The organism is Chryseobacterium sp. SIMBA_028, assembly GCF_046535285.1.
GTDB lineage: Bacteria > Bacteroidota > Bacteroidia > Flavobacteriales > Weeksellaceae > Chryseobacterium.
Genome location: NZ_JAWRWZ010000004.1, coordinates 265,724 through 292,267 on the forward strand (window position 1 = coordinate 265,724; position 26,544 = coordinate 292,267).

A 26,544-nucleotide genomic window follows, 5' to 3' on the forward strand; every position below is an offset into this window, starting at 1 on the left:
CATTAATGGCTCCATCAGACATCGCATTGATCAAAACCTTTACTCATTATTTTTTGCATCTTGTTTTACCTGTATTTATTGCGTTGATTTTTTATCGTAAAAATTGGAAAAAGGCATATTTTATTCTTCTTGCCACAATGCTGGTAGATCTGGACCATCTTTTTGCCAATCCGATCTTTGACCCATCAAGAGAAAGTATAGGTTTCCATTTTTTACATTCCTATTATGCCATTGCGGTGTATTTTTTGCTGCTGTTCTTTAAAGGAAATATAAGAATTATAGGAATTGGGCTTCTGTTTCATATGTTTACTGATTATCAGGATTTTAACTTCTGGCCTCATTAAAATATTATTAATATTTTCTTTTAATATTTCAAAAGTTATAGATTTTTTGTATTTTGTAGTCACTTTATGAGACTTAGAGAACTTTTACATTATACTTATATTTTTCCTGTCCTTGCGGTAGGTTACTATTTTTCCGGACTGATGGGAAGTGACGTTATTCATGATGTTATTGCCGGGATTTTACTTATTGGAAGCGTTTTATCGGCAGTGCATCATGCAGAAGTAGTTGCCCATAAAGTAGGAGAGCCATTCGGAACCATTATTTTAGCCCTTTGCATCACCATTATTGAAGTTGCGCTTATCATCTCGCTGATGGTGGCCGGCGGAGATCAGGCGATCACGCTGGCAAGAGATACCGTTTTTGCCGCCGTCATGCTAATTCTTAACGGAATTTTGGGAATTTGTATTCTGGTTGGGGGCGTTAAATATCATGAACAGTTCTTTGCAAGAACGTCTGCCACTACGTATCTGGTGAGTATTGTTTCAATCCTGATCCTTACTTTGGTCCTTCCTAATTTTACTTCAAGTGTCAACGGACCTTTCTATAACGAAGCTCAGCTTATTTTTATATCTATTGCCTGTCTTGTAATCTATGGTGTTTTCCTGATGGTACAGACGTTGCGCCACAGAAGCTATTTTATAGTCCCTGACGAGCATCCTGACGAACATTATATCCCCACATTAACAAAAACTCTTATAAGCTTTGCCTTTTTGGTAGTTTGTTTGGTTATTGTAGTTCTTATGGCGAAAAGTTTATCTGGAACTATTGAAAATATGGTTCGAAGTCTGGGAGCACCAAAATCCTTGGTAGGGGTGATCATTGCTGCTGTCGTTCTTCTTCCTGAGGGAGTTGCGGCTATTAGAGCAGCAAGAAGCAATCAGATTCAATCCAGCTTAAACCTGGCGCTAGGATCAGCGCTTGCAAGTATAGGACTTACCATTCCGGCGGTGTCTACTGTTTGTATTGTATATGATATCCCTTTGGTCTTAGGATTGGATAAAAAAGATGTAATTCTGCTTTCCTTATCAGTATTTATTGTAATGCTTTCCTTAAGCCGTGGAAAAACGAATATCCTTTATGGGACAGTTCTATTAGTGAATCTGGCAGCTTATATATTTACAGTAATTGTTCCTTAATAAAGAATGTAAAGGCTGGGGAGTTATCATTTTACACCTTATCTGAGAGCATTTTTCGGAGATTTAAATAAGCAAAAAAAAAAGACCTACAATCTTTAGGATGATTGTAAGCCCTTTTATTGAATGTATATCACTGTTAATCTTGTATTTCCCAAAGCTCTCCTTCTCCCTGGTAGCCATTTTGTAGCCACATTTTATCAAATGCGTGGCTCAGTGTTTTACCTACTTCTTTACCATAGCAGTTAAAAGAAACTTTATTAGGGCTGTGTACTTTCATTTCCCATTCTTCTCCTTCTCCCTGGATGCCTTTCTGAAGCCATAATTTGTCAAAAGCATGGCTTAAGTATAATCCACTTTCCTTACTGATGCATCTTAAGGCAACTCTGTTATTTGATAATTCTTCAAGAATAAAGACTTCGCCTAATCCCTGAATACCGTTTTGAAGGAAAACATTTCCATTTCCATGACTTAAGAATTTTCCTTTTTCTTTTCCTTGAGCTTGTAATAATACTACTGTAGCTGTTTTTACGTTTTCTTTGATAAGTTCCATGATTTCTGATTTTTTTAGTTTCCTACTCTAATTGCTTTTCGGATACCGCAACCAAAATTTGATTTGTAAGACGTCCGTAGTAATTTTGATAAGGTAAAGGTAGAGATTAAAAAAATACCTCACATCAGTAGAAATACCTAAAAATCAATTACTTGTAAAATTAACTAAATAGTGAAATATTTTATTTTTTTTGATTGTTGATCGTCTGTTCCAACTTTTAATTAGAAATAATTCTGGATTTAGTAATCAAAAAAACTTCAAAATTTCATAAGAAAAGATGAATAAATTTGATTTTCAAAATAAATTGGATGGATAATTTTTTTTGAAAAGAATATATTAATAGGTGTAACGGGGATTATGATAGAAAATCTGTTTATATATCCGAATATTACGCCTTGTACTAAAGTCTTCTGGCTAATTCCATTTTAAAAGCCATCAGTTTAGCAATATTTTCAGATTTATAGATCGCCATGTCTGCATTTTCACCTACAAAATTCTCTTCAATGGTAGTTCTCCATAGTTCCAGCCATCTGTCGAAGTGTTTTTGCTCCATAGCCTGAATTTCATTAATTGGAAAGTGAACGCCCATAGGATTACCTTTATAGCTCATCTGGCCAAAAAGGATAGACAACCAAAAAGAATACATCTTGGGAAGATGTTTGTCCCAATCTACTTTGGCAATGTCATTAAAAAAGAATCCAATGGTTTCATCCTTTACTACCTTTATGTAAAATGAATTGACAAGATGTTCAATGTCCTCTCTTGATTCAAGCTTTTTCATAATTCAAATGTACTGCAAAATCAAATTGAATAAGTAATGATTCGATTGATAAAATTCATGAAAACAATATTTTATCTTTGCATTTGGGAATAGTGAAAAGACAACGGCAAAATCTTCTATTCTTATTAAACTATAAAAACAAGTGATATAAAGATGGCAAGAGGGTTCAGAAAAAAAATCCGTCAGAAAAACACTGAGAACAGTGGGTTTGGAAGCAATGCCTCAGGAAGATTCATCAACAAAGATGGGCTCCCGAATGTCAGGAGAACAGGCGTAAACGTCTTCAACAGATTGAGCTGGTATCATACCATGCTGAATTTGTCTTCGTTTCGCTTTATTTCTTATTTAGTAGTCGCTTATATTCTCATTAATCTCGTATTTGCAATGATCTATTACCTGATCGGGGTAGAGCATCTTACAGGAATAGATAAGAGTGATCCGCTGAATGAATTTATTGATGTGTTCTTTTTCAGTTCTCAAACATTTACTACAGTTGGGTATGGAAGAATTGCTCCGGTAGGCTTCATGGCGAGTCTGGTGGCTACTTTTGAAGCTTTTTTAGGATTGCTTACCTTTGCCATTGCAACGGGTCTTTTCTATGGGAGATTTTCAAGACCAAGGGCTTATTTAAGGTTTTCTGATATAGCAGTGGTGGCTCCTTTTCAGGATTCTACAGCTTTAATGTTCAGATTGGCTCCTTACAAGAACAATGCACTTACGGATGCTGATGTTATTGTATCTACTGCCATTGAAGTCATTGAAAATGATGTTCCTAAGAGTAACTTTTACAGATTGGAAACTCATTTGAGTAAAATAAATACATTAGCTCTGAATTGGACAGTTGTTCATAAAATAGATGAAAACTCACCGTTTTATGGATTTTCAGAGAATGATTTTAATAATATTGATATTGAAATTATTGTACAGGTACGCGCATTCGATGAAGTTTTTTCAAATACGGTAGTTCAAAGATCGTCCTATGTTACCGGTGAAATTATGTATGGAGCAAAATTTGTCCCGATGTATTATCCTAATAAGGGTAATCTTGCCACAATTTTAGATCTGGATAAGATCAACGAATATCAGAAAGCAGAACTTCCTGCTCAGACAGGAAATAAAGAATAAATGAATTTAGATTTTTATAAAAAGCAGGCTTTACAAAAGCAGAAAGAACATAAAAAATTTTTGGATGGATTAAAGAAAAAACCACCCAAAAATCTTGATTATGTAGTGCAGGGGACCCATGATGAAGTTTTTGAAGAAATAGACTGTTTACAATGTGCGAATTGCTGCAAAACAACAGGTCCTCTTTACACTGAAAAGGATATTGAACGTATTTCCAAACACCTTCGTATGAAGTCTGCTGATTTTGAAGCTAAGTTTTTAAGAGTGGATGAAGATAATGATAAAGTATTACAGAACCTTCCTTGTTTTTTCCTGAATAGTGATAATACCTGTTCTATCTATGAAGTGAGACCAAAGGCCTGCAGAGAATATCCACATACAGATCGTAAAAAGATTTATCAGATTAATCATTTGATGCTGAAAAATACGGTAATCTGTCCGGCTGCCTTTGTATTTGTAGAGAAAATGATGAAGAATGTAACCAAGTAGACAGGTCTTACCCAAAGCCAATTTATTGAATATACTTTTGTACCGTAGCAAAATCAATACTTAATATTGTTTTGTGAAATCCTCTTAAATAATTATAAAGTCCGTTAAATAAAACACTTGCACATAATTTTATAAATGATGACTCGTTTACCTTAAACAATCATTTAAATATTACATTATGAAAAAGTTATTTTTAACGGCCGCGTTTACATTAGTCGGAGTAATCGCAGTATCAGCCCAAACAGATACCAAAAAGCCAACTGAAACTACGACTAATAACCAAACAACAACCCAAAATCCACCTCAGAAAGCAGAAGCTACAACAGAATGGAATACATCTTCTACAGCGAGTGGACAAAATACAACAACGGGAACTTCCACAGCAAGTCCGGCAGCTGAAGCCACTACAAGTACAGGAACTGCTACAGAGCCAACAAAACCTGCAGAAGCGACAAAAGAAGAAAAGAAGTCTAAAAAGAAAAAGTGATCATACTTTAGTAAACTCTAGTCGGAATCCTGAAATCTTGTATTTCAGGATTTTTTTTGAATGATTTCCTCCTTTCTGAATTCTACAATTCTATTGACAAGCTCCAGCGGAATATCTTCATTGATAGGAAACTGTACGGCCCCCTTGGAAAATTTATAGTTTCTTTCCTTAAAATCCTTTTCAAAATTTAAAACTCCCTCAGCACCAGGATAAAATCCGATATGTTTTTTATATCCGGCAAAATACACCAGAGGTTTTCCCCTATATTTGAAAGCAGGCATTTGATATCCAATATATTCCTCAAGATCCGATACCTGAGCGTGAATAACCTTTCTCAGTTGAAGAAGTTTTTCCTGAACCTCTATCGGGAACATAAGGATATATTCGTCAATATTTTTAAAAGTGTTTTTCATTATTATAAAAATAAAAAAAGTGCTGCATATAGCAGCACTTTCTCCTTTCACTTTTTACTTTTTTCCCATTATCCCGGGAACAGGCTTTATCAAAAAAGGTCGGGAGTTTTTCCCAACCTTTGTTTTTTATGTTACACAACTCCCTGAGCCAACATTGCTTCTGCTACTTTTACGAAGCCAGCGATATTTGCACCTTTTACGTAGTTTACATAACCGTCTTCGTCTTTTCCATAGTCTCTACAAGCTTTATGGATACCGATCATGATTTCCTTTAATCTTGCATCTACCTCTTCAGAGGTCCAGTTAAGGCGGATAGAGTTTTGCGTCATCTCTAAACCTGATGTTGCAACACCTCCAGCATTGGAAGCTTTACCAGGAGAGAATAATACTTTATTGTCTAAGAAATAGTTGATAGCGTCAAGTGTAGATGGCATATTCGCTGCTTCAGTTACACAAACACATCCGTTTTCAACTAATTTTCTTGCGTCATCTAAATCTAATTCGTTTTGAGTCGCAGATGGGAATGCTACATCACATTTAACCTCCCAAGGACGTTTTCCAGCGTGGAATTCAGCAGATGGATATTTTTTAGCATAGTCCTCAGCTCTGTTATTTCCAGAAGCTCTAAGTTCTAATAAATAATCAATTTTTTCTCCGCTGATACCATCTTTATCATAGATGTATCCGTCAGGACCAGAAAGGGTAACCACTTTTGCTCCAAGCTCAGTTGCCTTTTTGATAACTCCCCAAGCTACGTTTCCGAAACCTGATACTGTTACTGTTTTCCCTTGGAAATTCTCACCAATCGTTTTAAGCATTTGCTCGGCGAAGTATACCACTCCGTATCCTGTAGCTTCAGGACGGATTAATGACCCCCCATAAGCAAGGCCTTTTCCTGTAAGAACTCCGGTAAATTCGTTTCTGATTTTCTTGTATTGTCCGAATAAATATCCGATTTCTCTTGCTCCTACACCGATATCTCCTGCAGGTACGTCTGTTTCAGGACCGATGTGCTTGCATAATTCTGTCATGAAAGCCTGGCAGAAACGCATTACTTCCATGTCAGATTTCCCTTGTGGATCGAAATCTGAACCTCCTTTACCACCACCCATTGGAAGAGTAGTTAAAGAGTTTTTAAACACTTGTTCGAAAGCCAAGAACTTAAGAACTGATAAGTTTACAGTAGGATGGAAACGGATTCCTCCTTTGTATGGACCAATAGCAGAGTTCATTTGAATTCTGAAACCTCTGTTAACCTGAATCTCACCTTTATCATCAACCCATGGAACTCTGAAAATAATAATTCTTTCAGCTTCAGCCATTCTTTCAAGCAGCTTCATTCCTGTATATTCTTTTCTCGTAGCAATGAATGGAATTACAGTTACGGCAACTTCTTTTACAGCCTGTAAGAACTCCGGTTCATTTGGATTTTTTGCTTCAATTTTTGCAATAAACTCTTGGATTTTCTGGTCAATATTATATTGTTCCATATATTAAGGTTGAATATTATTGTCAACAAATTTAATTTTTTTTTCAAGATTCACAATACTCTATTTCAACATTGTTAAAAATTAAATAATAATGTTTCGGAATATTATTAAATTGATAATTTATGATCAAATTTTATTAAAAATGAAGTGTTATGTATGAAATAATGCAATATTAAGAAATCGTTAATTCTTAAATTACAATAAATTGTCTCCCGGAAAATGATTTTACTTTCCCTAAAAGTTCCAATTCCAAAATTATTGGTAAAATTTTATGGGATGGAATGTCGATTTTCTGTACCAAATCATCCAAAGTAATCTGTGGATTATCTTTAATACTTTGATAAATAAATTTTTGATTTTCAGTTAATTGTATTGAAGTCTCACTATAGGGAAACAACTCTTCAATTTTTTCCTGAGGATTGTTCAGACCGAGCATGTTGATCAGGTCTTTTACGGTTGAAATGGCACTTGCTTTATTATGGAAAATCAATTGATTACAGCCTTGGCTATAGACATCTGTGATTTTTCCCGGAAGAGCAAAAACATCTCTGTTGTAGTCATTCGCAAAAGCTGCAGTACTCACGGATCCCCCTCCAAAACCAGTCTCTACAACAATAGTAGATGGAGAAATTCCCGCTACAATTCTGTTTCTCTGGATAAAATTTTCCCGGTCTGGCTTTCTGGAGGAATTGAATTCTGTTAATAAAGAACCTCTTTCCTGTACTATTTTTTCAGAAAGTTTTCTGTTTTTTGCAGGATATAAAAACTGAAATCCATGGGCAAGAACTGCTATGGTTGGCTTTTGATAGCGAATAGACTGTTCATGAACTTCCTTGTCTACCCCTAAAGCTAAACCGCTCACAGATGCATACGTTGTGGATTGAGTTGCCCCGAAAAAATCTTCAATAAACTGTTGGCCGTAAGTTGTCATATTCCGGGTACCAACAATGCTTAGTTTTTGAAGTGAATCATTGATGTTCCCTTTTTGATATAAGATAGCCGGAGCATCTATACACTCATTAAGAAGAGTGGGGGTTTCTCCAAGATGTCTTAGTTTAATCTGAATGGTATTTTTTTCGCAGAATTTCAGTTCTCTTTCTGCAAACTTCAGATGTTCTTCATTTCCAATGTCAGAAACGGTTTTAAGACCCATACCATCCACTTTTTTATACTCTTTTTTAGCTCTTTTCCATGCTTCCTGAGCGGTCCCAAAATTTCGGATAAGCTTATGAAAATTGATGTCGCCAATCTGGCTGCATTCGCGTAGGGCGATGGCATAAAAATGTTCTTCGGAAATCATGTGTGTTTTTTATCAAATGTAGTGAATTAAGTTTTATTTTTTTCTTAATTCATCCAAATGATCCCAAATATCGTCTCTTTTTTTATAAGGTAATTCGAGGAAATCATCAGGGTGGTTTTCCTTGTATTCCTGCCATAATTTATCGTCTTTCTCACTATAATAATTAGGAAATTCCCAAATGAACCTCTTCTTTTTTTCACCCACATTCTTAAAGATAAAGGCAATAATGCTTCCAACCAAAGCTCCGGAAAGGTGAGCCTGCCATGAAATTTTACTTGGCTCCTGCATATTATAGAAAAGCTCTTCAGGAAGCATTCCCCAAACCAAGCTGCCATAATATAAAACAACAAGCATTGAAATGGTAAGCAGTTTTGTATTCCACTTAAATACACCGCTGAAAAAGAGGAAGAAGGCAAGAACATAGACCACGCCGCTGGCTCCAATGGTACAGGTGTACATATACTCGCCGGTCATGATGTCAATAGGAGGAAGAAGCCACACCAAAAATCCTGTTGCAATCCATCCGGTAATGAAAACCTTATTGGCTACGATTGGGTAGAATTGATACAGCAAAAACATCAATGCAGCGATTGGAATAGAGTTCCCAATGATATGATCAATATTTCCATGTAATAATGGTGAAGTAAAAATCCCAAGCAGCCCTTCGGGTACCAGTGGGATAATGGCTCCGAAGCAACTTCCAAAAAAGCCCTGCATTTGTAAAAAATATCCGAACCACATTGCAGAAAGCATCAGCAAGGGGTATATAATTGCTTTTTTGGAAATTACATTTTTAAACATGAAAGGTGTACGTCAAATCAAAAGCCAAGGCTAAATTTCGGAAAATTTGTCGACGAATAGGTTTTTACCTTCCTGATTTTAAGACAAAAGGTATCAATTTTAACTTTTATACTTATTATTTGGCATCAATTTTATTGAAATTAAATACTTTAAAGCTGAATTTACCTTTAAAAAAAATTATATTAATATTTTTGCATTGAAAATTATTTAGAGTAATGAAGAAGTTTTTACTTATTCTTTCCTCTTTTGTGGGGATTTATGCCAGTGCGCAAGAAGAAATAAAAAAAGATTCCGTGAAAGTAGACACGGTAAAATACTGGTCGGTATTAGGGAAAAATACCTTAATGATCAATCAGGCTGCCTTTTCGAATTGGGTAGGTGGTGGAGCCAATAACGTGGGCTGGCTTGCAGGTATCAATTATAATATCACCTATGAAAAAGATAATGATCTTTGGGAGAACATTATTATTCTGGGGTACGGTCAGAATGATACTAAAGGGCAGGGAATAAGAAAAACACAGGATGTTATTAATGTTTCTACCAATTATGGGCGAAAGTTTTCCAAAAGCTGGTATTTATCCTTAGGAGCAGGTTTACAGTCTCAGTTTGCCGCAGGATATGAAGACGGAAATAATCCGGAAGCCAAGAAAATTTCAAACTTTATGGCACCAGGTTATGCGAACGTCGGTATGGGTATCACTTATAGGCCTAATGATGATCTGACGGTGACTATGCGTCCTACCAACGCCAGATGGACTTTTGTAATGGATAAAGAACTTCAATTTGCTGGAAGTTATGGTTTGAAAAATGACGGAGATTCTTCACTATTACAGTTCGGTTTCTTGGGAACTGCCATATATAAGCTAAAAATAATGGAAGATATTTATTTGACAAATACGGCTTCGGTCTTTTCCAATTATCTGGATCGTCCGGATAGGCTGGCGCTTGCCTATGGAGCTATTTTGAATTTAAAAGTGAATAAGTATATTTCTTCTAATATTACACTAGATCTTTTATATGATCATAATCAAATCGCAAAAACCCAGCTAAAGCAAACATTGGGAATTGGTTTTGCTTATACCCTGGACAATGGAGTAAAGCGATCTGAGCGGAAAGACAGCCAATGGTGGATAAAGAAATAAATAAGGTTACAAATACGATATTTTAATTGAAAAACAGCTTCAGTAATGAAGTTGTTTTTATTTTTATTTTTATTTTAAGTTGATTTAAGTTTGGTAGTTAAAGCCACTCTGTTTAAACGGCTAAATTTCATTGTGTTATAAAGGATATTTTTCTATTATTCAATTCATTTTAAGGTGAATTTTAATCAGGCATAAATTATTATTTATACATTTGTAGGAAATCGTTAATTATGAAAAAAGTTTTATTGATCGCTTCCATTTCTTTTGGGGCTTTTGCAATAGCTCAAGAGACTAAAACTGATGCTCCTGCAAGAGATACTGTTAAAGCTTGGTCTATTCAAGGACAAAACACATTAATGCTTAATCAGGCAGCCTTTTCCAATTGGGTAGGAGGTGGAGCCAACAACGTAGGTTGGCTTGCTGGTGTTAATTACAACCTGACTTATGAAAAAAATAAGGATCTCTGGGAAAATATTATTATCCTGGGATATGGGCAAAACAACACACAAGGAACAGGAGTAAGAAAAACGCAGGATGTAATTAATCTTTCTACAAACTATGGTAGAGAGTTTGCTAAAAACTGGTATCTCTCTGGAGGGGTAGGTTTTCAAACCCAGTTTGCTCCGGGGTATGAAGATGGTAACAACCCTGATGCGAAGAAAATCTCAAACTTTATGGCTCCGGGGTACCTGAATGTAGGGGTAGGGGTTACTTATCGTCCAAATGATAATTTTACAGTGACTATGCGTCCTGCAAATGCTAGATGGACTTTTGTCTTGGACAAAGATCTTCAGAAAGCGGGGACTTATGGACTTAAAAATGATGGTGATTCTTCTCTTTTCCAGTTCGGTTTCTTGGGAACAGCCATGTATAAGTTGAAAATTATGGAAAATATAAGCCTACTTAATACGGCCTCTGTCTTCTCAAACTATTTGGATCATCCTGATAGATTGGTTCTTGGATATAGTGGCGTTTTAAGTATGAAGATCAATAAATACATCTCGACAAATGTAACGCTGGATTTGCTGTATGATCACAACCAGATTTGGAAAACACAGTTAAAGCAAACGCTAGGAGTAGGTTTAGCTTATAACTTTGATAACGGAAAAAAACGTTCAGATAATAAGGATAACCAAAGCTGGTTTAAGAAATAAATTAAATATCATAAGAATAAAAAAGCACTTCATTTTGAAGTGCTTTTTTTGTATCAATATATATAATTTTTAAAACTCTATATCTACTTCTAATTTCTCAGCCAATAGCTTTGAAATTTTCTCTTTTAAAGGCTCGATATCGATATTCTGCATCGCATCATTGGCAAATGCATATAAAAGCAATGCCTGAGCTTTTTTCTTAGAGATTCCTCTAGCTCTTAAATAGAACAAAGCATCCTCATTCAGCTGGCCAACGGTACATCCGTGAGAACACTTTACATCATCAGCAAAAATCTCCAATTGAGGTTTGGTGTCAATGCTCGCTCTTTCACTTAGTAAAACGTTGTTATTCTGCTGATATGCATTCGTTTTTTGAGCAATTTTATCAACAAAAACTTTTCCGTTGAATACACCATGTGCATTTCCGTCAAAAATTCCTTTATAGTTTTGGTAACTTTCACAGTTCGGGAAGTTGTGGTGAACCGCTGTATGATGGTCAACCAACTGATCTTTTCCGATAATGGTAATACCATTCATAAATGAATTGATATTTGATCCATTATGAATGAAATCCAGGTTGTTTCTTACCAGTTTCCCTCCGAAAGAGAATGTATTTACAGTGGCTAAGCTGTCTTTCTCCTGTCTTGCAAAAGTACTGTCAATAAGATATGATGTGTTATTATCATTCTGAAGCTTATGCCAGTCAGCTTTTGCATTAGGATAAGCAAAAATCTCCGTCACTGAGTTTGTCAATACATAGGTGCTGTCAAAGTTATGGTGACTTTCAATCACTTCTACTTTGGCACCATCTTCTACGATTAATAAATTTCTCGTGTTGTAGAATGTATTTTCCTCCTGATTTTGAGAAATGTAAAAAACATGGATTGGCTTTTCAATGACCACATTTTTAGGAACTTTCAAAAAGAAACCATATTTGCAATAGGCAAGGTTTAAGTTAGTGAAAGCTTGGTCTTTGGAAGCAATCGTATTGAAATATTTTTCAAAAACTTCTTTATGCTTATCATCATTCAATGCATAATTGAATGAAAGGAACTCAACATTTTCAATAGAAACCTTTGAAAGTTCTTTGTGAAGTTTACCGTTTACAAAAACAATCCAATCAAAATTTTCCTCTCCCAGGTGCAATTGATCAAACTGCTCCTTGGTGATATTATGGTGCTCATTCGGAAAGAAATTATAGTTTTTCTCCGTGATCTCCTTTAGATTGGTATATTTATATTCTTCGTCTTTCTTTGTAGGAAAACCAAGGTTCTCAAATTTTTGAAGAGCCGTTTTTCTATCATCATCCAGAAATCTGTGACGAAGACTCTCCAAAAACTCATTATGGTTTTCTATAATTTGTTCTTTTAATGCCATTACTGGTATATCTGTGGTTTGCACCATTTTTTCTTTTTATTTGAACTAAAATATTGTCATTCCAAGGAATAAGGAATCCAAATTTTTAATAGTAGAGATTCTTTATTTTACTACGCTTCACTGAGAATGACCGCGAAAAATTTTTTGATCTCCGAAATAATCGATTTTCTTCTTAGTTAAGAAGCCAGTCGTAACCTTTTTCTTCAAGTTCTAATGCTAAAGATTTATCACCTGTTTTGATGATTTTTCCGTTTGCCAGAACGTGAACGAAGTCAGGTTGGATATAGTTAAGCAATCTTTGATAGTGGGTAATCAAAAGAACTGCATTTCCTTCATTTTTAAAATGGTTTACCCCATCTGCAACGATTCTTAAAGCATCGATATCTAATCCTGAATCTGTTTCATCAAGGATCGCCAGCTTAGGATTAAGCATCATCATTTGGAAGATCTCATTTCTTTTCTTTTCACCTCCGGAGAATCCCTCGTTCAATGATCTTGAAAGGAAATCTTTTTTGATTCCTAATTTCTCAGACTTCTCACGGATTAATGCAAGCATTTCTTTTGCCGGCATTTCTGCTAATCCGTTTGCTTTTCTTGTTTCATTTAAAGCAGCTTTGATAAAGTTCGTTACAGAAACTCCCGGAATTTCCACTGGATACTGGAAAGAAAGGAAGATCCCTTTATGTGCTCTGTCTTCCGGAGCATCTTCGCTGATGTCTTCCCCTTCGAAAAGGATCTCCCCACCAGTCACTTCGTAATCTTCTTTTCCTGCGATAACAGAAGAAAGAGTGGATTTACCAGCTCCGTTCGGGCCCATGATAGCGTGAACTTCACCTGGCTTTATTTCAAGATTAATCCCTTTTAATATTTCTGCGCCATCTTCAATTTTGGCGTGAAGGTCTTTAATTTGTAACATTCTTGCTAACTTTTTCTTTTTATAATTGTATTAGCTTCCTCTGTATGTGGAATATCCAAATGGTGATAAAGTAATCGGAACATGATAATGTTCGTTGTTTTTTATCTGGAATATTACCTCAATAGACGGATAGAAGCTTTCTATATTTTTATGTTTGTAATAATTTTCTATGAAGAATACAAGCTTGTATTTTCCATTATTACCGGCCTTTTGATATGGTAAAAAATCTGAAACCCTGCCATTATTATCAGTTTGCTTTTTACCTATAGAAATCCATTGCTTAGTGGTTTCATTATATTTTTCCAGTGCAATTTCAACGTTTCCTGCAGGCTGTCCCTGTGAAATATCAAGAATATGACTTGAAAGTTGAAATCCTGTCTTTTCTTGAGCAGAAAAGCTTAGAAAAATTAATCCAAAAAATGCCAGTAAGAATTTTTTCATAGAGATCATTCTTGTCAATTGGTTACCCAACTGATCCTTCTAATGAAATTTCCAATAGTTTTTGTGCTTCAATAGCAAATTCCATCGGAAGTTTATTTAAAACCTCTTTACTGAAACCATTTACGATCAAAGCAATTGCTCTTTCCGTATCAATACCTCTTTGGTTACAGTAGAAAATCTGATCTTCTCCAATTTTTGAAGTGGTTGCTTCATGCTCCAATTGTGCAGTAGGATCTTTAATCTCAATATATGGGAATGTGTGTGCTCCACACTCGTTACCCATTAATAAAGAGTCACACTGGGAGAAGTTTCTGGCTCCTTTTGCAGAAGACATTACTTTTACCAATCCTCTGTATGAGTTTTGTGATTTTCCTGCAGAAATACCTTTTGAAATGATTGTTGACTTGGTATTTTTTCCAATGTGGATCATTTTAGTACCTGTATCTGCATATTGGTGATTGTTGGTTACTGCAATAGAGTAAAACTCTCCGATTGAGTTGTCACCTTTAAGGATACAAGATGGATATTTCCATGTTACAGCAGAACCTGTTTCAACCTGAGTCCATGAGATTTTTGCGTTTTTTTCACAAAGTCCTCTTTTCGTCACAAAGTTGAATACCCCTCCTTTTCCTTCTTCATTACCCGGATACCAGTTCTGTACTGTTGAATATTTTATTTCAGCATTGTCAAGGGCAATCAGTTCCACAACCGCTGCGTGAAGCTGGTTTTCATCTCTTGATGGTGCTGTACATCCTTCAAGGTAGGAAACATAACTTCCTTCATCGGCAATTACAAGAGTTCTTTCAAACTGTCCTGTTCCTGCCTGGTTGATTCGGAAGTAGGTGGAAAGTTCCATTGGGCATCTTACCCCTTTTGGAATATAGCAGAAACTTCCGTCAGAAAATACTGCGGAATTTAATGCTGCATAGAAGTTATCTCCTCTTGGAACAACTTTTCCAAGATATTTTCTTACTAAATCTGGGTGATTCTTAATAGCCTCAGAGATTGAACAGAAAATAATTCCTTTTTCTGCCAAGGTATCCTGGAAAGTAGTTTTCACAGAAACAGAGTCTATTACGATATCTACGGCTACTCCTGAAAGTCTTTTTTGTTCCTCAATATTAATCCCTAGCTTTGCGAAGGTTTTCAATAATTCTGGATCCACCTGATCTAGGCTTTCTAGTTCAGGCTTTGACTTTGGAGCTGCATAGTAACGGATAGCTTGAAAATCCGGTTTTTCATACTTGATATTTGCCCAGTTAGGCTCTACCATTTTCAACCAGATTTTGAAAGATTCTAAACGCCATTCAGTCATCCATTCCGGCTCTTCTTTTTTAGCAGAGATGGCACGGACGATATCCTCATTTAAACCAATTGGAAAATCTTCATAATCAATTTTGGTTTCCCAACCGAATTCATATTTTTTATTTTCTAGATCGACTCTTAAATCGTCTTCAGTATATTTACTCATTATTTTTTTTTAGATTTCAGATTTTAGATTTCAAGATTCAGAAATAGGTCTGAATTCAGGAATCTAGTATCTTATGTCTTTTCTCTAAAGACTAAATGACTCTCCACATCCACATGTTCTGGATGCGTTCGGGTTGTTGAAAACAAACCCCTTTCCGTTCAATCCTCCTGAGTATTCAAGAGTGGTTCCTGCTAAATAGAGGATGGATTTTTTATCTATAATAATTTTGATGTTATTATCTTCAAAAATCTGATCTGTGTCTGTTTTTTGGTTATCAAACTTTAAAACATACTCTAAACCAGAGCATCCGCCGCTTTTCACCCCTACTCTTATATAATCTTCAGCAGGGTTAAAACCATCTTCCGTCATAAGTTGGATGGCTTTCTCCTTTGCATAGTCTGATACTTTTATCATTGTATTTATTTAGAATGATTTAATGATGCAAAAATACGAACAAAAATCAGGATATAAAAATCCGCATTTTTATTTTATCGATTTTTATCATTGATGAGTTTAACCTTGGTAATGTTTTGAAATCCAAAACATAAATAGACTTAGAATGAAAAAATTAAGTATTATCGTATTGGCACTCGTTATACAGCATATTTCTGCACAGACAAACAGATTTGTGTATCAGGTAACAATGAAGCCGGATGCCGAAAATAAAACTGATATTAAGACAGAAAATACATATCTTGATATTTCTCAGGAGAAATCAATTTTTTACTCTGAAAACAGAATTAAGAGGGATTCCATTATGCAGAAAGCTTTTCAAGGTGGTGGTGGAAGAGGAAATATCAACAGAGATCAGATGGAGGGTTTAAGAACCAATATCAATTATTCTGTGGAAAAAGATAAGATGAATCAAAAAACTTACTTTAAAGATCGAATAGGGCGTGACATTTATTCTTATGAAGAAGACAGACCATTGGTATGGAAAATTTCTTCAGAAACGACTAAAATAGGAGAGTATAAGGTTCAAAAAGCGGAATCGGATTTTGCAGGAAGAAAATGGACGGCTTGGTTTACCACAGACCTGCCTTATCAGGATGGACCTTATAAATTTGGTGGACTCCCGGGTTTAATTGTAAAAGTAGAAGATGATAAAGGGGATTATTCTTTTGATTTAATGAAGAATTACAAGATTGCTGAACTTCCTGCTCTAAATCAGTTTGGAAATACAGTAAAAGTGAAAAGAACCGATTTTGTAAAGCAACAGCAAAAATTTAAAACAGATCCAATGTCGTTTATGAATCAAAATGGAGGTGGATCTGGTGGAATGGCCGCTGTCACAAGAATTGGTGGGGGAAGAGGCCAAGGAGGAGGAAATCAAAATCCTGCTGATATGAGAAAACGAATGGAAGAGAGGATGAAAGAAGAAGCTAAGAAAAATACGAATCCAATTGAATTGCAATAAATAAAAATAGGCTGTCTCATTCTTGAGACAGCCTATTTTTTATATTTCTAAAGCTTTTTAAGACTCATTATTTTAAAAGCTGATTAAAAGTATCCCCTTGTCTGATATCTCCGGTATTATATCCTTTCATGAACCATTCCTTACGTTGTGCTGAAGATCCGTGAGTAAAACTTTCTTGATTAACATATCCCTGTGCTCTTTTTTGAATATTGTCATCTCCTACAGCTTCTGCTGCGTCTATTGCAGACTGAATGTCTCCGGGTTCAATAATCTGTTTGGAATCATTTGTACGTCTGGCCCAAACTCCTGCATAAAAATCTGCCTGTAATTCTGTAGCAACAGATACTTTGTTCATTTCTGCCTCAGAATATCTTCCGCTTCTCCTAAGGGCGTCTACTTTTTGTGTAGTCCCCAGAAGGGTCTGCACATGGTGTCCTATTTCATGAGCAAGAACATAGGCTACTGTAAATTCAGTTACTTTGGCTCCAAATCTCTGTTGAAGTTCATTGAAGAAACTCATATCCATATAAACCTTCTGGTCAGCAGGGCAATAAAAAGGGCCCATTGCAGACTGAGCAGTTCCACATGCTGATTGTGTTGTATCTTCAAAAAGGACTACAGCGGGTCTGGTATACGTCATGCCATTTTCCTGAAAGACCTGGTTCCAGGTTTGATCATTCCATGTGGTCATCATTTCTACCATATCACCAATCTTTTTCTCATTGGCAGTAAGCTCTCTTTTTTCACCGGAGCCTCCAGAGGTTTGCATGCTGCCGGAATTTAATATACCGGAAGGGTCACCTCCCAAAAAGAAAACAATTGCAGCTATAATTAAAGTTCCGAGACCTCCGCCTACAATCATACCGCCGCTTCCGCCTCCGGAGCCTCTGCGATCTTCAACGTTTCCGCCTCTGTCGTCTGTCCATCTCATAGTAATATCTTTTTTTGTGAATTTAAATATTTTAAGTTAATCTGTAAAAATTATTAGAGCAAAATGTCTAGATTTTTATCGGTTAAGTTGTTTGGTTTTCAGCCAATAAGAGGTGGATTGATAGGCAGAAATGGCATCATCTACCAGCTTTTGGTCCGTATCTTTTAATAACTTTTCGTCATAATAAAGCTTAAATTCAGGAGCCAGAGTGCTCTTTTCCAGTTCCAAAGAATATTGTTTTGCCTTTTTCACTGGGGAAATGATCGTTAAACGTCCATCCTTTACAAATCCTAAATCCTGATAAGTTGCAATATAAGCCTTGGGTTGAAATTCTTTTTTGAATACATCCTGCCCTAAGAATTTAGACTGATAACTGAAGTTCAATAATCCCAAAAGAGTAGGCATTACATCAATCTGTGACATTAATGCATCAAATTTTTGAGGCTGGATAAATCCTTCTGAAAAGATCATGGCAGGGATTCTATATTTATCCATTGGAAGTTCTGTTTTTCCGGCACTGGATGCACAGTGATCTGCAATAATCACAAAGACTGTGTTTTTATACCAATCCTGTTTTTTGGCCATATCAAAGAACAGTTTTAGAGAGTAGTCTGTATATTTTACACCTCCTTCACGAGACTTTGCGGTTCCCGGGATATCAATTCTTCCATCGGGATAGGTGAAAGGTCTGTGGTTAGAAACTGTCATCCAATGGTTAAAGAATGGTTTTCCGGATTTCGCTTCAGCATTCATCACCTGAATTGCTTTTCTGGCCATGTCTTCATCAGCTACTCCCCAAACGTTGGCGAAAGTAATTTCCTCTGGTTTAAAGTTATTTCTGTCTACAATTCCATAGCCATTTCCTCCGAAGAAGTCCTGCATATTATCAAAATAACTATATCCGCCATACAGGAATTTAACATCATATCCTTTTGATTTGAATACGTTTCCTGTTGTGAATTTATTTTTATTGTCATCTCTTTTAATGATACTTTCTCCAGCTGTAGGAGGGATACAAAGCGTTAAGGCTTCCAGTCCACGAACAGTTCTGTTTCCTGTTGCATAAAGATTGGTAAACATTAGTGATTTGTCAGCAAGACTGTCCAAAAACGGGGTAATCTTCTGAGTATTTCCATAATGTTCCATAAAATCAGCAGAAAGACTTTCTATGGAGATCAGAACTACATTTTTTTTGGTCTCGGGTTGTTCTGCTACAATATTCCTTGACAATGTCTGTTGTGAATATTGGCTTAGGAATTTTTTTTCAGCCTGTTGCTGATTAAGCTGTGAATAAAACTGGAAATAATCCAGTTCATTATGGGTAAAAGCCCAGTAAAACTTAGGAAGTCCGTTGGCTTCAATTTCATCGGCAAAAACATTGTCAGATTTGATCTGCATTAGGGATGGAAGAACCAATAGACTTACTCCACAAAGTAGGATAAAGGACCCCAGTAGAATCATTTTTTGCTTAAAGTTGGGTAACTCCAGCAACTCATCCTTTGTTCTTTTATAAATAAGCCACGTAATGGTAAGGGTAACGATCATTATCGCTGAAAATAAAGGAACTACGGGGTAGCTTTCCATGATGTTTCCGATAACTTCATTGGTATAAATGAGATAATCTACCGCGATAAAGTTGTAGCGAACTCCAAATTCATTGTAGAAAAAATATTCACTTACTCCATTGAAAATGATAAGTAAAACGTATAAAAGTAATGTAATAAAATATAAAACATTCCTTATCTTAATTCTCTGAGTAGGTAAGAAAAGCATTAATCCGAATAAAAATGTTTTTATTCCGACAAAGGTTAATGCGACTTCTGTTACAGAACCTCCATATTGTTTGAAGATGTTGTTCGGAATGAGCCAGATATATAAAAAGAATAAGACTAATGCTCCAAATATAGCATAGCCATAAGGTTTTTTATATTTTGAATTAGAAAGAAACAGGAAATAAAGCGCAAGAATTGCACTGGCGAGTATAAAGACAAAAACGTCATTCACCAAGCCAACTAAAAGCACTTTGATAATTTCGAAAACCCCAAAACTAGCAGTAGTAATAGGATGAAAAAAGAATATGGTTCTTATTATCAGTGAAATAATAAGATAAAAAATTCCTAAATATAGGAACGGTTTTACTTTTTTTAAAAACATGTAGTGACTGTCTATATTAGTTTTCACAAAGATAGTTTTTGTGTACAACTTTTAACATAAAAAAATCAAAACATGCCTTTTATTAATAAGATTTATGAATTTTTTGAATCAGAATGATGCCAATAATTGAGATGAATAGCCACTGTGAAATAGTCCAACAAAAAAGGACTATTAAAAATAGTCCATGTATATTGTTAAAGTTGTGTAAAGGTTAAGAGTGTCCAAAACCAATGTTTCCTTTTTTATCAGATAATTTCTTTTTGAAATCAATCATTCTTAGTGCTGTTACAGCTGCTTCCACTCCTTTGTTTCCAAGATCACCACCACTTCTTGCGATAGATTGCTCTTTGGTATCATCTGTAAGTACGCAGAAAATTGTAGGAGTGTCAGTCATGATATTACAATCCTTGATTCCTTGTGCTACTGCAGAACATACATAATCGAAGTGAGGGGTTTCTCCACGGATTACACACCCGATAGAGATCACAGCGTCGTATTTTCTTTCTTTGCAAAGCTGCATGCTTGCATAGTTTAATTCAAAAGCTCCGGGAACGGGGAAAAGTTTAATGTTTTCAGGTTTTACGCCTTCTTTTTCAAGAATTTCCAAAGCTGCATCACGAAGATTGTACGTTACAAAATCATTCCACTCAGAAAAAACAATGCCGATAGAAAAATCTTCGGCATTAGTTATATGAAGTGGCTTGTAATCGGAAAGATTAACTGTTGCCATTTTTTAATAATATTTAGTCATTTCAATATAAGAATCAGACATTCCGTTGTCGTAGTCCTGATATTTTTCGTCAATTGCAGAGAAGTATTTTTTAGCTTCTGCATTTTTCTTTAATCCTAATGCTACGATACCTGCTTTTCTTGTGAAGAAGTAAGTAGTATACGGATCATCAGATGCAGTAGATGCTTTGTCTAGTAATGATAAAGCTTCATCGTTTTTGTTAAGTCCTGATTTTGCATCTGCCATAGCACCATATTTCATGGCTACTAAAGTCTTGTTGTCAGAAGAGAATTTATCTAAAAGATCGTAAGCTTCCTGGAATTTTCCTTCCTTGAATTTTAATAGACCTGCATTATAAGCTGAAAGCTGACCAATGCTTGTTCCTGAATATTCGTTATATGTACCTACAAAACCTGGGTTTGCAGCAGATTTCCCACCTAAAGCCTCTTTTTCTTTACCGTCTGTAAGGTTTTTCTGAGCAGCAAGGAAACTTTTCACAGCTTCAGCGTTTTTAGGAGCAACTACAAATTGTTTGTAGGCGAAGAATCCTAAAACCCCTAAAATCAAAGCTCCAAATACAACGCCTAGTGGCTTTGAGTATTTTTCAACAAATCTTTCAGTGTTTAAAGCTTCTCTGTCAAGGTCTTTAAAGAACTCAACCGTTTCTTTACCTTCTTGCTCGTTTTGAGCACTCTTTCCCAATTTTGCCATAAGTTTTTAAAAATTGAAATGCAAATTTAATTGTTTCTGAGAGATTTACAAAATACTTTGTTGGTATTATTATATAAATGTTGTGAAATTGTAGTAAAAAAGCTTCGACTCTGCTCAGGGTGACATTTCTAAAACGATTTGTTTGTAGTGATTGTCATGCTGAGCAGAGTCGAAGAGTATATGTATTTAAATCTTAATATTCCAGGATATGGTAAACGTCTGCTCCAAATTTCTTTAGTCTTTCATCTCCATTTAAGCCTTTCAGACCAATCAGGAAACTAAATTGAGAAACAATAGCTCCCTGCTTTTCTACTAATTTAGCAGCAGCTTCTGTGGTTCCACCTGTTGCTAAAAGGTCATCGTGGATAAGGATTCTTTGTCCTTTTTTGATTTGACCTTCACGGGTTTCTATTTCAGCGCTTCCGTATTCCAAATCATATTTTTCGGAAATGATAGGGGGCGGCAGCTTTCCTGCTTTTCTAATTAAGATAAATGGAACCTCCAAAGCAACGGCAATAGCAATTCCAAATAAGTAACCTCTACTTTCTATTCCGCACACTGCATCTACTTTACCTTTGCTGAAAGCGGCAAGGTCTGCAATAACGTCTTCGTAAAGCTTTGGATCTAAAAAAATGGGTGAAATATCCTTGAATTGTATTCCGGGAATCGGAAAGTCTGGGACATTTTCAATTGTCTCTTCTAGTTTTTTGATCAGTTTTGCTGAAGCCATTTATGGGTTTATTTTATAGCTGGAAATTTTCCAGTCTCCGTTTACATTTTTAAGTCCGAAAGTTACTTTTAAGGATGTTGTCTTACCATTCTTATCGGTAACGTCATAGGTAGCATTTACACTGGCTCCGTTAGGATTGGATGCACTTGTAGTAATATTTTTTACACTTACATTTTTCACCGCCCCAAAACCAGAGTTTGGATTAGAGAAAGACTCATAGCTTCCCCAGTTTGGGTTACTGGATGTATCATAGGCGGCTTTTAGATTTTGAGAGCTTACGCTGTTCAAGAACTTGCTTACTGTATTTTTAGGATCTGCTGTTGGCTGCTTTGGTGTTGCAGGAGCAGCAGGCACTGTTGTTGTACCAGGATCTGTAGTTGTAGGAACTGTTGCAGAAGGATTATTTGGATCCACGACTGCACTTGGTTGCTGTGGTACAGCTGCTGTATCAGTTTTAGGAACTGCAGGAACCTTTAGGGCTGCCGCGTTTACATCCAATCCAATTTTAGACATTTTGAAAGTCTTTGCAGTGGTTTTTACTGAAACAGTGATATCAATTTTATTATCTACTACTTTTGAAGCTGGAATAGAGGAGAACTTAAGGTTGAACCCTTTAAAGTTATTATCCTGCATCAGGTTTTTAGCGGTAGAAAGTCTTACTCCATTGCTAAATACCTCTAATGTTGCTTCCAAACCGGCACCAGTGAATGATACAGGGTTTCCGGCAGCATCTACAAGTCTAGGAACAATCTGGATTGCTGTGGGTGCACCGCTTCCGTCATCTCCGGTTGGTCTTGTTACAAGGCTTAATGCTCCTGCTTTTACATCATTAGGATCGCTTTCCTTGGCTTTATCATCTCCAAAGATATTCATTTCTCCAAGAGATGGCGGGTCTGTACTTACCCATTCTATTCCGTTTTTTTGTGCAACTTCGTCAGCCAGCGTCATAATTTCAGGAACTTTCTTCCCGTTGATCAGTTTTCCAAGAGCTTTTAGCTCATTTACATCTCCATCTGCTTCTACACCGAATGTTTTAAGGATATAAAGAGCTTCATTAAACTTAATCTGCTTAATGGTAGGTAGGCTGGAAGTCATATCATTGATACTTGACTGCAGCGTTTTAGTATTCGTAGCATCTACATGATCTTTCTTACATGCTGTAAAAAGCAACAGACTGAAAACAAGTAGAAAAGAAAACTTTTTCATTTTTATTTGGTTTGTTGCAAATTTAGTAAAACCTTTATTAATAGTAGATTTTATTTTTTGTTTTGTTTTTCCTGCAAATCGCCCTTGAAGAAGCTGCTAAAGATGGTCTGCATATTAGGGAATGATGGATCTTGCCAATAGGATGTTTTGTAGTTACTGGATTCTGTGTTAAATTTTACTTTTTCAACATCATTTTCATTGCTAAAACTTACTTCCTTGGTGTAGAAATTTTCATAAGAAATGATTTGATTATAGTTTTCCTCTGTCTTATGTTTCAGTTTGATGAAAAGTATTTCATTAAACTCCAAAAGATCTTTAAGGGTTTTCGGAGAATCTTTTTCAAATGCAATATTCTGGATTCCTTTAAAATCAAAAAATCTGAAACCAAATAAGGCAAATTCTTTTTGTTGCAGATATTCTCCGGTTATCTCTATTTCATCTTTATAGGTTCCTTTAAGTTCCTTGATTTTGATCTCTTTCTTTTTATACTCATCAAGGTTTCCTACCTTTTTCATTTTTGGAACATCCAAAGAGTTTCCATAATCCCAACTTGCAGTTTGTTTTTTTTCCTGCTTCGGATCAATCAGTCTGTAAACTCTGTATTGTTCAACATTTGTACTTTTTAATTTCTTTGTTTTATTATCAAAAATATAAGTGACAATACCATCGGCATAACCATTCAATTTATTGTTGACGGTGACATAGGAGTTAAAATTCCCTTTTATCAAAATGTATTTTGCTGGCTTATTATTCTGGATAACGATAGTTTCAATCTCTTTTACCTGATCATTGATTTTGATAATGGGTTGTTCAAAGTCTGAATAGGATAGGGTAGCAACGGGAAAATTATTATAAACCAGCTGAAACTTTTCCTGCGAAAGGGTTAAGGATTGTTTATCAATTTTTCCATCAATATCAGAGTAGGCGAGTATACTTCCATCCTTACCGAAAACGGAAACCTTAGGAAGAGGTTTGTTATTTTTTTCTGAAACGAAAGTAATAGTCTGTGCATTGGTGAAAATGGAGACTAAGCATAACATCATATAAAATAGATAAATTCTTTTCATAATAATAGTGGTTTTGTGGTAGTCTGTTTATTTATAGATGAGGAAAATATGTCAGCTAAATGTTTTTGAATCTTTTGATTTTCTATTTTGTCCATAAAAAAAGACTGATTGTTTAACAATCAGTCTTTTATCATTTTATTTTGTTACAAGTCCTTAGAAAGGATACTCATAAATTTCAGATTCGTGTAGGTAAGGGTTTCCTGTAGGGATCAGCTTCAATTTAGATAAAGCAGAAAGTACAGTAAACATAAACAATCCAACTACGAATAGAAGAGCACCTAGGATTAATATGAATACTTCAGGAGTTTTCCAGTATGGTCCTACCGTTCCAGGCATTACCATGTTGAAGTAATCTAAGATGTGTCCTAAGATAACTACTACAGCCATTACTGTTACTACTTTGTAATTTCTCTTGATGCTGCTACTTACTAATACCAATAGTGGTAATAAGAAGTTTACAATCAGCATTGGTAAGAATGTAGTACCATAGTGTTGGAATCTTCCAAAGAAGTAGTTAACCTCTTCCGGAACGTTTGCATACCAATAAAGCATGAACTGAGCAAACCATGTATATGTCCAAAGCATACTTGTAGCGAAAAGGAATACTCCTAAATCGTGTAAGTGATTGTCATTGAACTGTGGTAAGTAACCATTTTTCTTAAGATAAACACTTAATAGGATGATTACAGCAATACCACTTGAAAGGCAGCTAACCATTGAATACCAGATATACATTGTAGAATACCAGTGAGGGTCAATAGACATCAACCAGTCCCAAGCCCAAGCAGCAGAAGCAAATCCGAAGAATGCGATATATCCTACTGCCCATCTGTAAAGCATTTGATACTCAACTTTAGATTTAGTATCATCTACTTTTTTAGACTGAGCTTTAAGTTTCCATGCGAAGAAAGAAGCACCTACTACATAAATGATCGTTCTGATAGCATAGAAAGGTATGTTTAAGAATCTTTTCTTCTCGAATAAAATTACGTCAAAGTGTGCAGATTCAGGATTCGTTAATTCCGGATCCATCCAGTGGAATAGGTGGCCATTGTGAGTGATATTTAAGATCATCATAATAACCAGAATAGCACCTCCGTAAGGGATATAAGAAGCAATAGCTTCCATTACTCTTGTAATAATAATTGGCCAACCAGCGTGGGCAGCATGCTGAATACAGTAAAAAAACAATACAGCACAACTTACTCCAAAGAAGAACACTGCTACAAAGTGTAACGATGCTAAAGGCTGGTTGTGGATCTGCATGGTAGCATGCTCTAGGTGAGCAGCATGGTCCTGAGGTCCAACCATTTCACTTGAGTGTGTAGGAGCGTCATGTCCAGAAGCATGAACAGCTTCCATCATGTGTTCTATTTGCTCAGTAGAAAGTCCTTTGTTCATAAAGAAACCAATACCAAACAGAACTAAACCTACAACAAGAAGTATGATAGAAGTTGATTTTAATTTTGGTGAAAAACTATACATTTCTTTTCTTATTTTTTAGTTTCGGTAGTCGTTTCAGTTGCTGGTGCCGCCGCTGTAGCTGCTGCCGGTGCTGCTGCTCCTTTTTTGAAAGCACTCATCACATACATAGCCACTCTCCATCTATCACCAGGGTTTAGCTGTCCAGCATAAGATCCCATCGCGTTTCTACCGTTTGTTAATACATAATGAACAGACCCTACTGTAAGCTCTCTATCAGCATAGTTAGGAACTCCAGAGAATGCTCCAGTTTGTACAATTGGTCCTTGTCCATCACCTCCTGTTCCGTGACATGCAGCACAAGTATGGTCAAATAATACTTTCCCTCTTTCAAGATCCTTAGCTGCATTAGCTGGATTTAGAGGAGAGCCTGTAAGTTTTTTAGAAGCTTCATACCCTGCGTTGTACTCGTCAACATTCTTTGGTAATAAACTTTCTTCAAAAACTCCATCTTTATTTTGAGGAACAGATCCTTCTACTGGAGTAAGACCTGTTGCACCATTATTTTTAACAAAAGCAGGAATTTCGTTTTCATGATCTGAATAAGCGTCCTGAGCTTTCATCAATGGATCATAAGCTACCGGAAAATACATATCCGGGAAATATACCAATGGAGTGTTCTCCTTTGGTCCGCAAGAGTTAAGTAAAACTGTTGTTAAACCTAAAACTGCTGCAATTCTTAATACGTTCTTTTTCAT

At 35.8% G+C, this 26,544-nt stretch carries 28 protein-coding genes; 8 read left to right on the plus strand and 20 right to left on the minus strand.

What is annotated here, in order from left to right; translation table 11 throughout:
- Window positions 1–5 precede the first annotated feature (5 nt).
- On the plus strand, window positions 6–344 hold the full coding sequence (locus tag SCA31_RS07205; RefSeq protein WP_410696296.1) for a DUF6122 family protein: 339 nt from the start codon (window positions 6–8) through the stop codon (window positions 342–344).
- A 66-nt stretch (window positions 345–410) separates the two neighbouring features.
- Window positions 411–1,481: a calcium:proton antiporter gene (locus tag SCA31_RS07210; RefSeq protein ID WP_410696297.1), complete on the plus strand. Its 1,071-nt coding sequence runs from the start codon at window positions 411–413 to the stop codon at window positions 1,479–1,481.
- A gap of 136 nt (window positions 1,482–1,617) precedes the next feature.
- Here SCA31_RS07210 and SCA31_RS07215 read toward each other — a convergent pair whose 3' ends face one another.
- Both SCA31_RS07215 and SCA31_RS07220 read right to left on the minus strand, forming a co-directional pair.
- Window positions 1,618–2,031 (minus strand): fascin domain-containing protein, encoded by a 414-nt coding sequence (locus tag SCA31_RS07215; RefSeq protein WP_106917080.1) that lies wholly within the window; start codon window positions 2,029–2,031, stop codon window positions 1,618–1,620.
- A 400-nt stretch (window positions 2,032–2,431) separates the two neighbouring features.
- A complete protein-coding gene (locus SCA31_RS07220; protein WP_410696298.1) occupies window positions 2,432–2,812 on the minus strand; it encodes a group III truncated hemoglobin in 381 nt (126 codons plus the stop codon).
- A 153-nt stretch (window positions 2,813–2,965) separates the two neighbouring features.
- Here SCA31_RS07220 and SCA31_RS07225 point away from each other — a divergent pair, with 153 nt between their 5' ends.
- The 3 genes from SCA31_RS07225 to SCA31_RS07235 all read left to right on the plus strand — a co-directional run bounded on the left by SCA31_RS07225 (window position 2,966) and on the right by SCA31_RS07235 (window position 4,913).
- Entirely contained in the window at window positions 2,966–3,937 is a 972-nt protein-coding gene (locus SCA31_RS07225) for an ion channel (RefSeq protein WP_410696299.1), read from the plus strand.
- Window positions 3,938–4,426, plus strand: a complete 489-nt coding sequence (locus SCA31_RS07230; RefSeq protein ID WP_410696300.1) for a YkgJ family cysteine cluster protein — start codon at window positions 3,938–3,940, stop codon at window positions 4,424–4,426.
- Window positions 4,427–4,604: 178 nt separating this feature from the next.
- Window positions 4,605–4,913: a hypothetical protein gene (locus SCA31_RS07235; RefSeq protein ID WP_106917076.1), complete on the plus strand. Its 309-nt coding sequence runs from the start codon at window positions 4,605–4,607 to the stop codon at window positions 4,911–4,913.
- Window positions 4,914–4,957: 44 nt separating this feature from the next.
- Here SCA31_RS07235 and SCA31_RS07240 read toward each other — a convergent pair whose 3' ends face one another.
- The 4 genes from SCA31_RS07240 to SCA31_RS07255 all read right to left on the minus strand — a co-directional run bounded on the left by SCA31_RS07240 (window position 4,958) and on the right by SCA31_RS07255 (window position 8,917).
- Entirely contained in the window at window positions 4,958–5,326 is a 369-nt protein-coding gene (locus SCA31_RS07240; protein WP_410696301.1) for an iron chaperone, read from the minus strand.
- Window positions 5,327–5,457: 131 nt separating this feature from the next.
- On the minus strand, window positions 5,458–6,816 hold the full coding sequence (gene gdhA, locus SCA31_RS07245; protein WP_109621097.1) for an NADP-specific glutamate dehydrogenase: 1,359 nt from the start codon (window positions 6,814–6,816) through the stop codon (window positions 5,458–5,460).
- 190 nt (window positions 6,817–7,006) lie between these two features.
- On the minus strand, window positions 7,007–8,116 hold the full coding sequence (gene dprA, locus SCA31_RS07250; RefSeq protein ID WP_410696302.1) for a DNA-processing protein DprA: 1,110 nt from the start codon (window positions 8,114–8,116) through the stop codon (window positions 7,007–7,009).
- 33 nt (window positions 8,117–8,149) lie between these two features.
- Entirely contained in the window at window positions 8,150–8,917 is a 768-nt protein-coding gene (locus tag SCA31_RS07255; protein WP_410696303.1) for a rhomboid family intramembrane serine protease, read from the minus strand.
- A 215-nt stretch (window positions 8,918–9,132) separates the two neighbouring features.
- On the opposite strand from SCA31_RS07255, the gene SCA31_RS07260 reads away from it, so the two are divergent.
- The gene (locus SCA31_RS07260) at window positions 9,133–10,059 is read left to right on the plus strand and encodes a DUF3078 domain-containing protein (RefSeq protein ID WP_410696304.1); all 927 of its coding nucleotides are present in this window, start codon (window positions 9,133–9,135) and stop codon (window positions 10,057–10,059) included.
- 230 nt (window positions 10,060–10,289) lie between these two features.
- Complete coding sequence (locus SCA31_RS07265) at window positions 10,290–11,213, plus strand: DUF3078 domain-containing protein (RefSeq protein ID WP_410696305.1); 924 nt, start codon at window positions 10,290–10,292, stop codon at window positions 11,211–11,213.
- 69 nt (window positions 11,214–11,282) lie between these two features.
- Here the strand turns inward: SCA31_RS07265 and sufD are convergent, their stop codons facing one another.
- From sufD to SCA31_RS07290, 5 genes are all read right to left on the minus strand, one after another.
- Window positions 11,283–12,590, minus strand: coding sequence for a Fe-S cluster assembly protein SufD (sufD, locus tag SCA31_RS07270; protein ID WP_410696360.1), 1,308 nt, complete (start codon window positions 12,588–12,590; stop codon window positions 11,283–11,285).
- A gap of 172 nt (window positions 12,591–12,762) precedes the next feature.
- Window positions 12,763–13,506, minus strand: a complete 744-nt coding sequence (gene sufC, locus SCA31_RS07275; protein WP_410696306.1) for a Fe-S cluster assembly ATPase SufC — start codon at window positions 13,504–13,506, stop codon at window positions 12,763–12,765.
- Between the two features lie 30 nt (window positions 13,507–13,536).
- Complete coding sequence (gene uraH, locus SCA31_RS07280; RefSeq protein WP_410696307.1) at window positions 13,537–13,947, minus strand: hydroxyisourate hydrolase; 411 nt, start codon at window positions 13,945–13,947, stop codon at window positions 13,537–13,539.
- A gap of 22 nt (window positions 13,948–13,969) precedes the next feature.
- The gene (gene sufB / locus SCA31_RS07285; RefSeq protein ID WP_410696308.1) at window positions 13,970–15,418 is read right to left on the minus strand and encodes a Fe-S cluster assembly protein SufB; all 1,449 of its coding nucleotides are present in this window, start codon (window positions 15,416–15,418) and stop codon (window positions 13,970–13,972) included.
- Window positions 15,419–15,502: 84 nt separating this feature from the next.
- Window positions 15,503–15,832 carry a HesB/IscA family protein gene (locus SCA31_RS07290; protein WP_027372006.1) on the minus strand — a complete coding sequence of 110 codons (330 nt, stop codon included), beginning with the start codon at window positions 15,830–15,832 and terminating at the stop codon, window positions 15,503–15,505.
- Between the two features lie 145 nt (window positions 15,833–15,977).
- On the opposite strand from SCA31_RS07290, the gene SCA31_RS07295 reads away from it, so the two are divergent.
- The gene (locus SCA31_RS07295; protein WP_410696309.1) at window positions 15,978–16,835 is read left to right on the plus strand and encodes a GLPGLI family protein; all 858 of its coding nucleotides are present in this window, start codon (window positions 15,978–15,980) and stop codon (window positions 16,833–16,835) included.
- Between the two features lie 67 nt (window positions 16,836–16,902).
- Here SCA31_RS07295 and SCA31_RS07300 read toward each other — a convergent pair whose 3' ends face one another.
- From SCA31_RS07300 to SCA31_RS07340, 9 genes are all read right to left on the minus strand, one after another.
- The gene (locus tag SCA31_RS07300; protein WP_410696310.1) at window positions 16,903–17,766 is read right to left on the minus strand and encodes a neutral zinc metallopeptidase; all 864 of its coding nucleotides are present in this window, start codon (window positions 17,764–17,766) and stop codon (window positions 16,903–16,905) included.
- 75 nt (window positions 17,767–17,841) lie between these two features.
- Window positions 17,842–19,920, minus strand: a complete 2,079-nt coding sequence (locus tag SCA31_RS07305; protein WP_410696361.1) for an LTA synthase family protein — start codon at window positions 19,918–19,920, stop codon at window positions 17,842–17,844.
- Between the two features lie 211 nt (window positions 19,921–20,131).
- The gene (ribH, locus tag SCA31_RS07310; RefSeq protein WP_034734563.1) at window positions 20,132–20,650 is read right to left on the minus strand and encodes a 6,7-dimethyl-8-ribityllumazine synthase; all 519 of its coding nucleotides are present in this window, start codon (window positions 20,648–20,650) and stop codon (window positions 20,132–20,134) included.
- A 3-nt stretch (window positions 20,651–20,653) separates the two neighbouring features.
- Window positions 20,654–21,361: a hypothetical protein gene (locus tag SCA31_RS07315; protein WP_106917063.1), complete on the minus strand. Its 708-nt coding sequence runs from the start codon at window positions 21,359–21,361 to the stop codon at window positions 20,654–20,656.
- Between the two features lie 193 nt (window positions 21,362–21,554).
- Window positions 21,555–22,091, minus strand: a complete 537-nt coding sequence (locus tag SCA31_RS07320; RefSeq protein WP_410696311.1) for an adenine phosphoribosyltransferase — start codon at window positions 22,089–22,091, stop codon at window positions 21,555–21,557.
- Window positions 22,092–23,297, minus strand: a complete 1,206-nt coding sequence (locus SCA31_RS07325) for a hypothetical protein (protein WP_410696312.1) — start codon at window positions 23,295–23,297, stop codon at window positions 22,092–22,094.
- Window positions 23,298–23,347: 50 nt separating this feature from the next.
- Window positions 23,348–24,364, minus strand: a complete 1,017-nt coding sequence (locus SCA31_RS07330) for a hypothetical protein (RefSeq protein WP_410696313.1) — start codon at window positions 24,362–24,364, stop codon at window positions 23,348–23,350.
- A gap of 153 nt (window positions 24,365–24,517) precedes the next feature.
- Entirely contained in the window at window positions 24,518–25,849 is a 1,332-nt protein-coding gene (locus SCA31_RS07335; RefSeq protein WP_284462333.1) for a quinol:cytochrome C oxidoreductase, read from the minus strand.
- 8 nt (window positions 25,850–25,857) lie between these two features.
- Window positions 25,858–26,544, minus strand: coding sequence for a c-type cytochrome (locus SCA31_RS07340; RefSeq protein WP_410696314.1), 687 nt, complete (start codon window positions 26,542–26,544; stop codon window positions 25,858–25,860).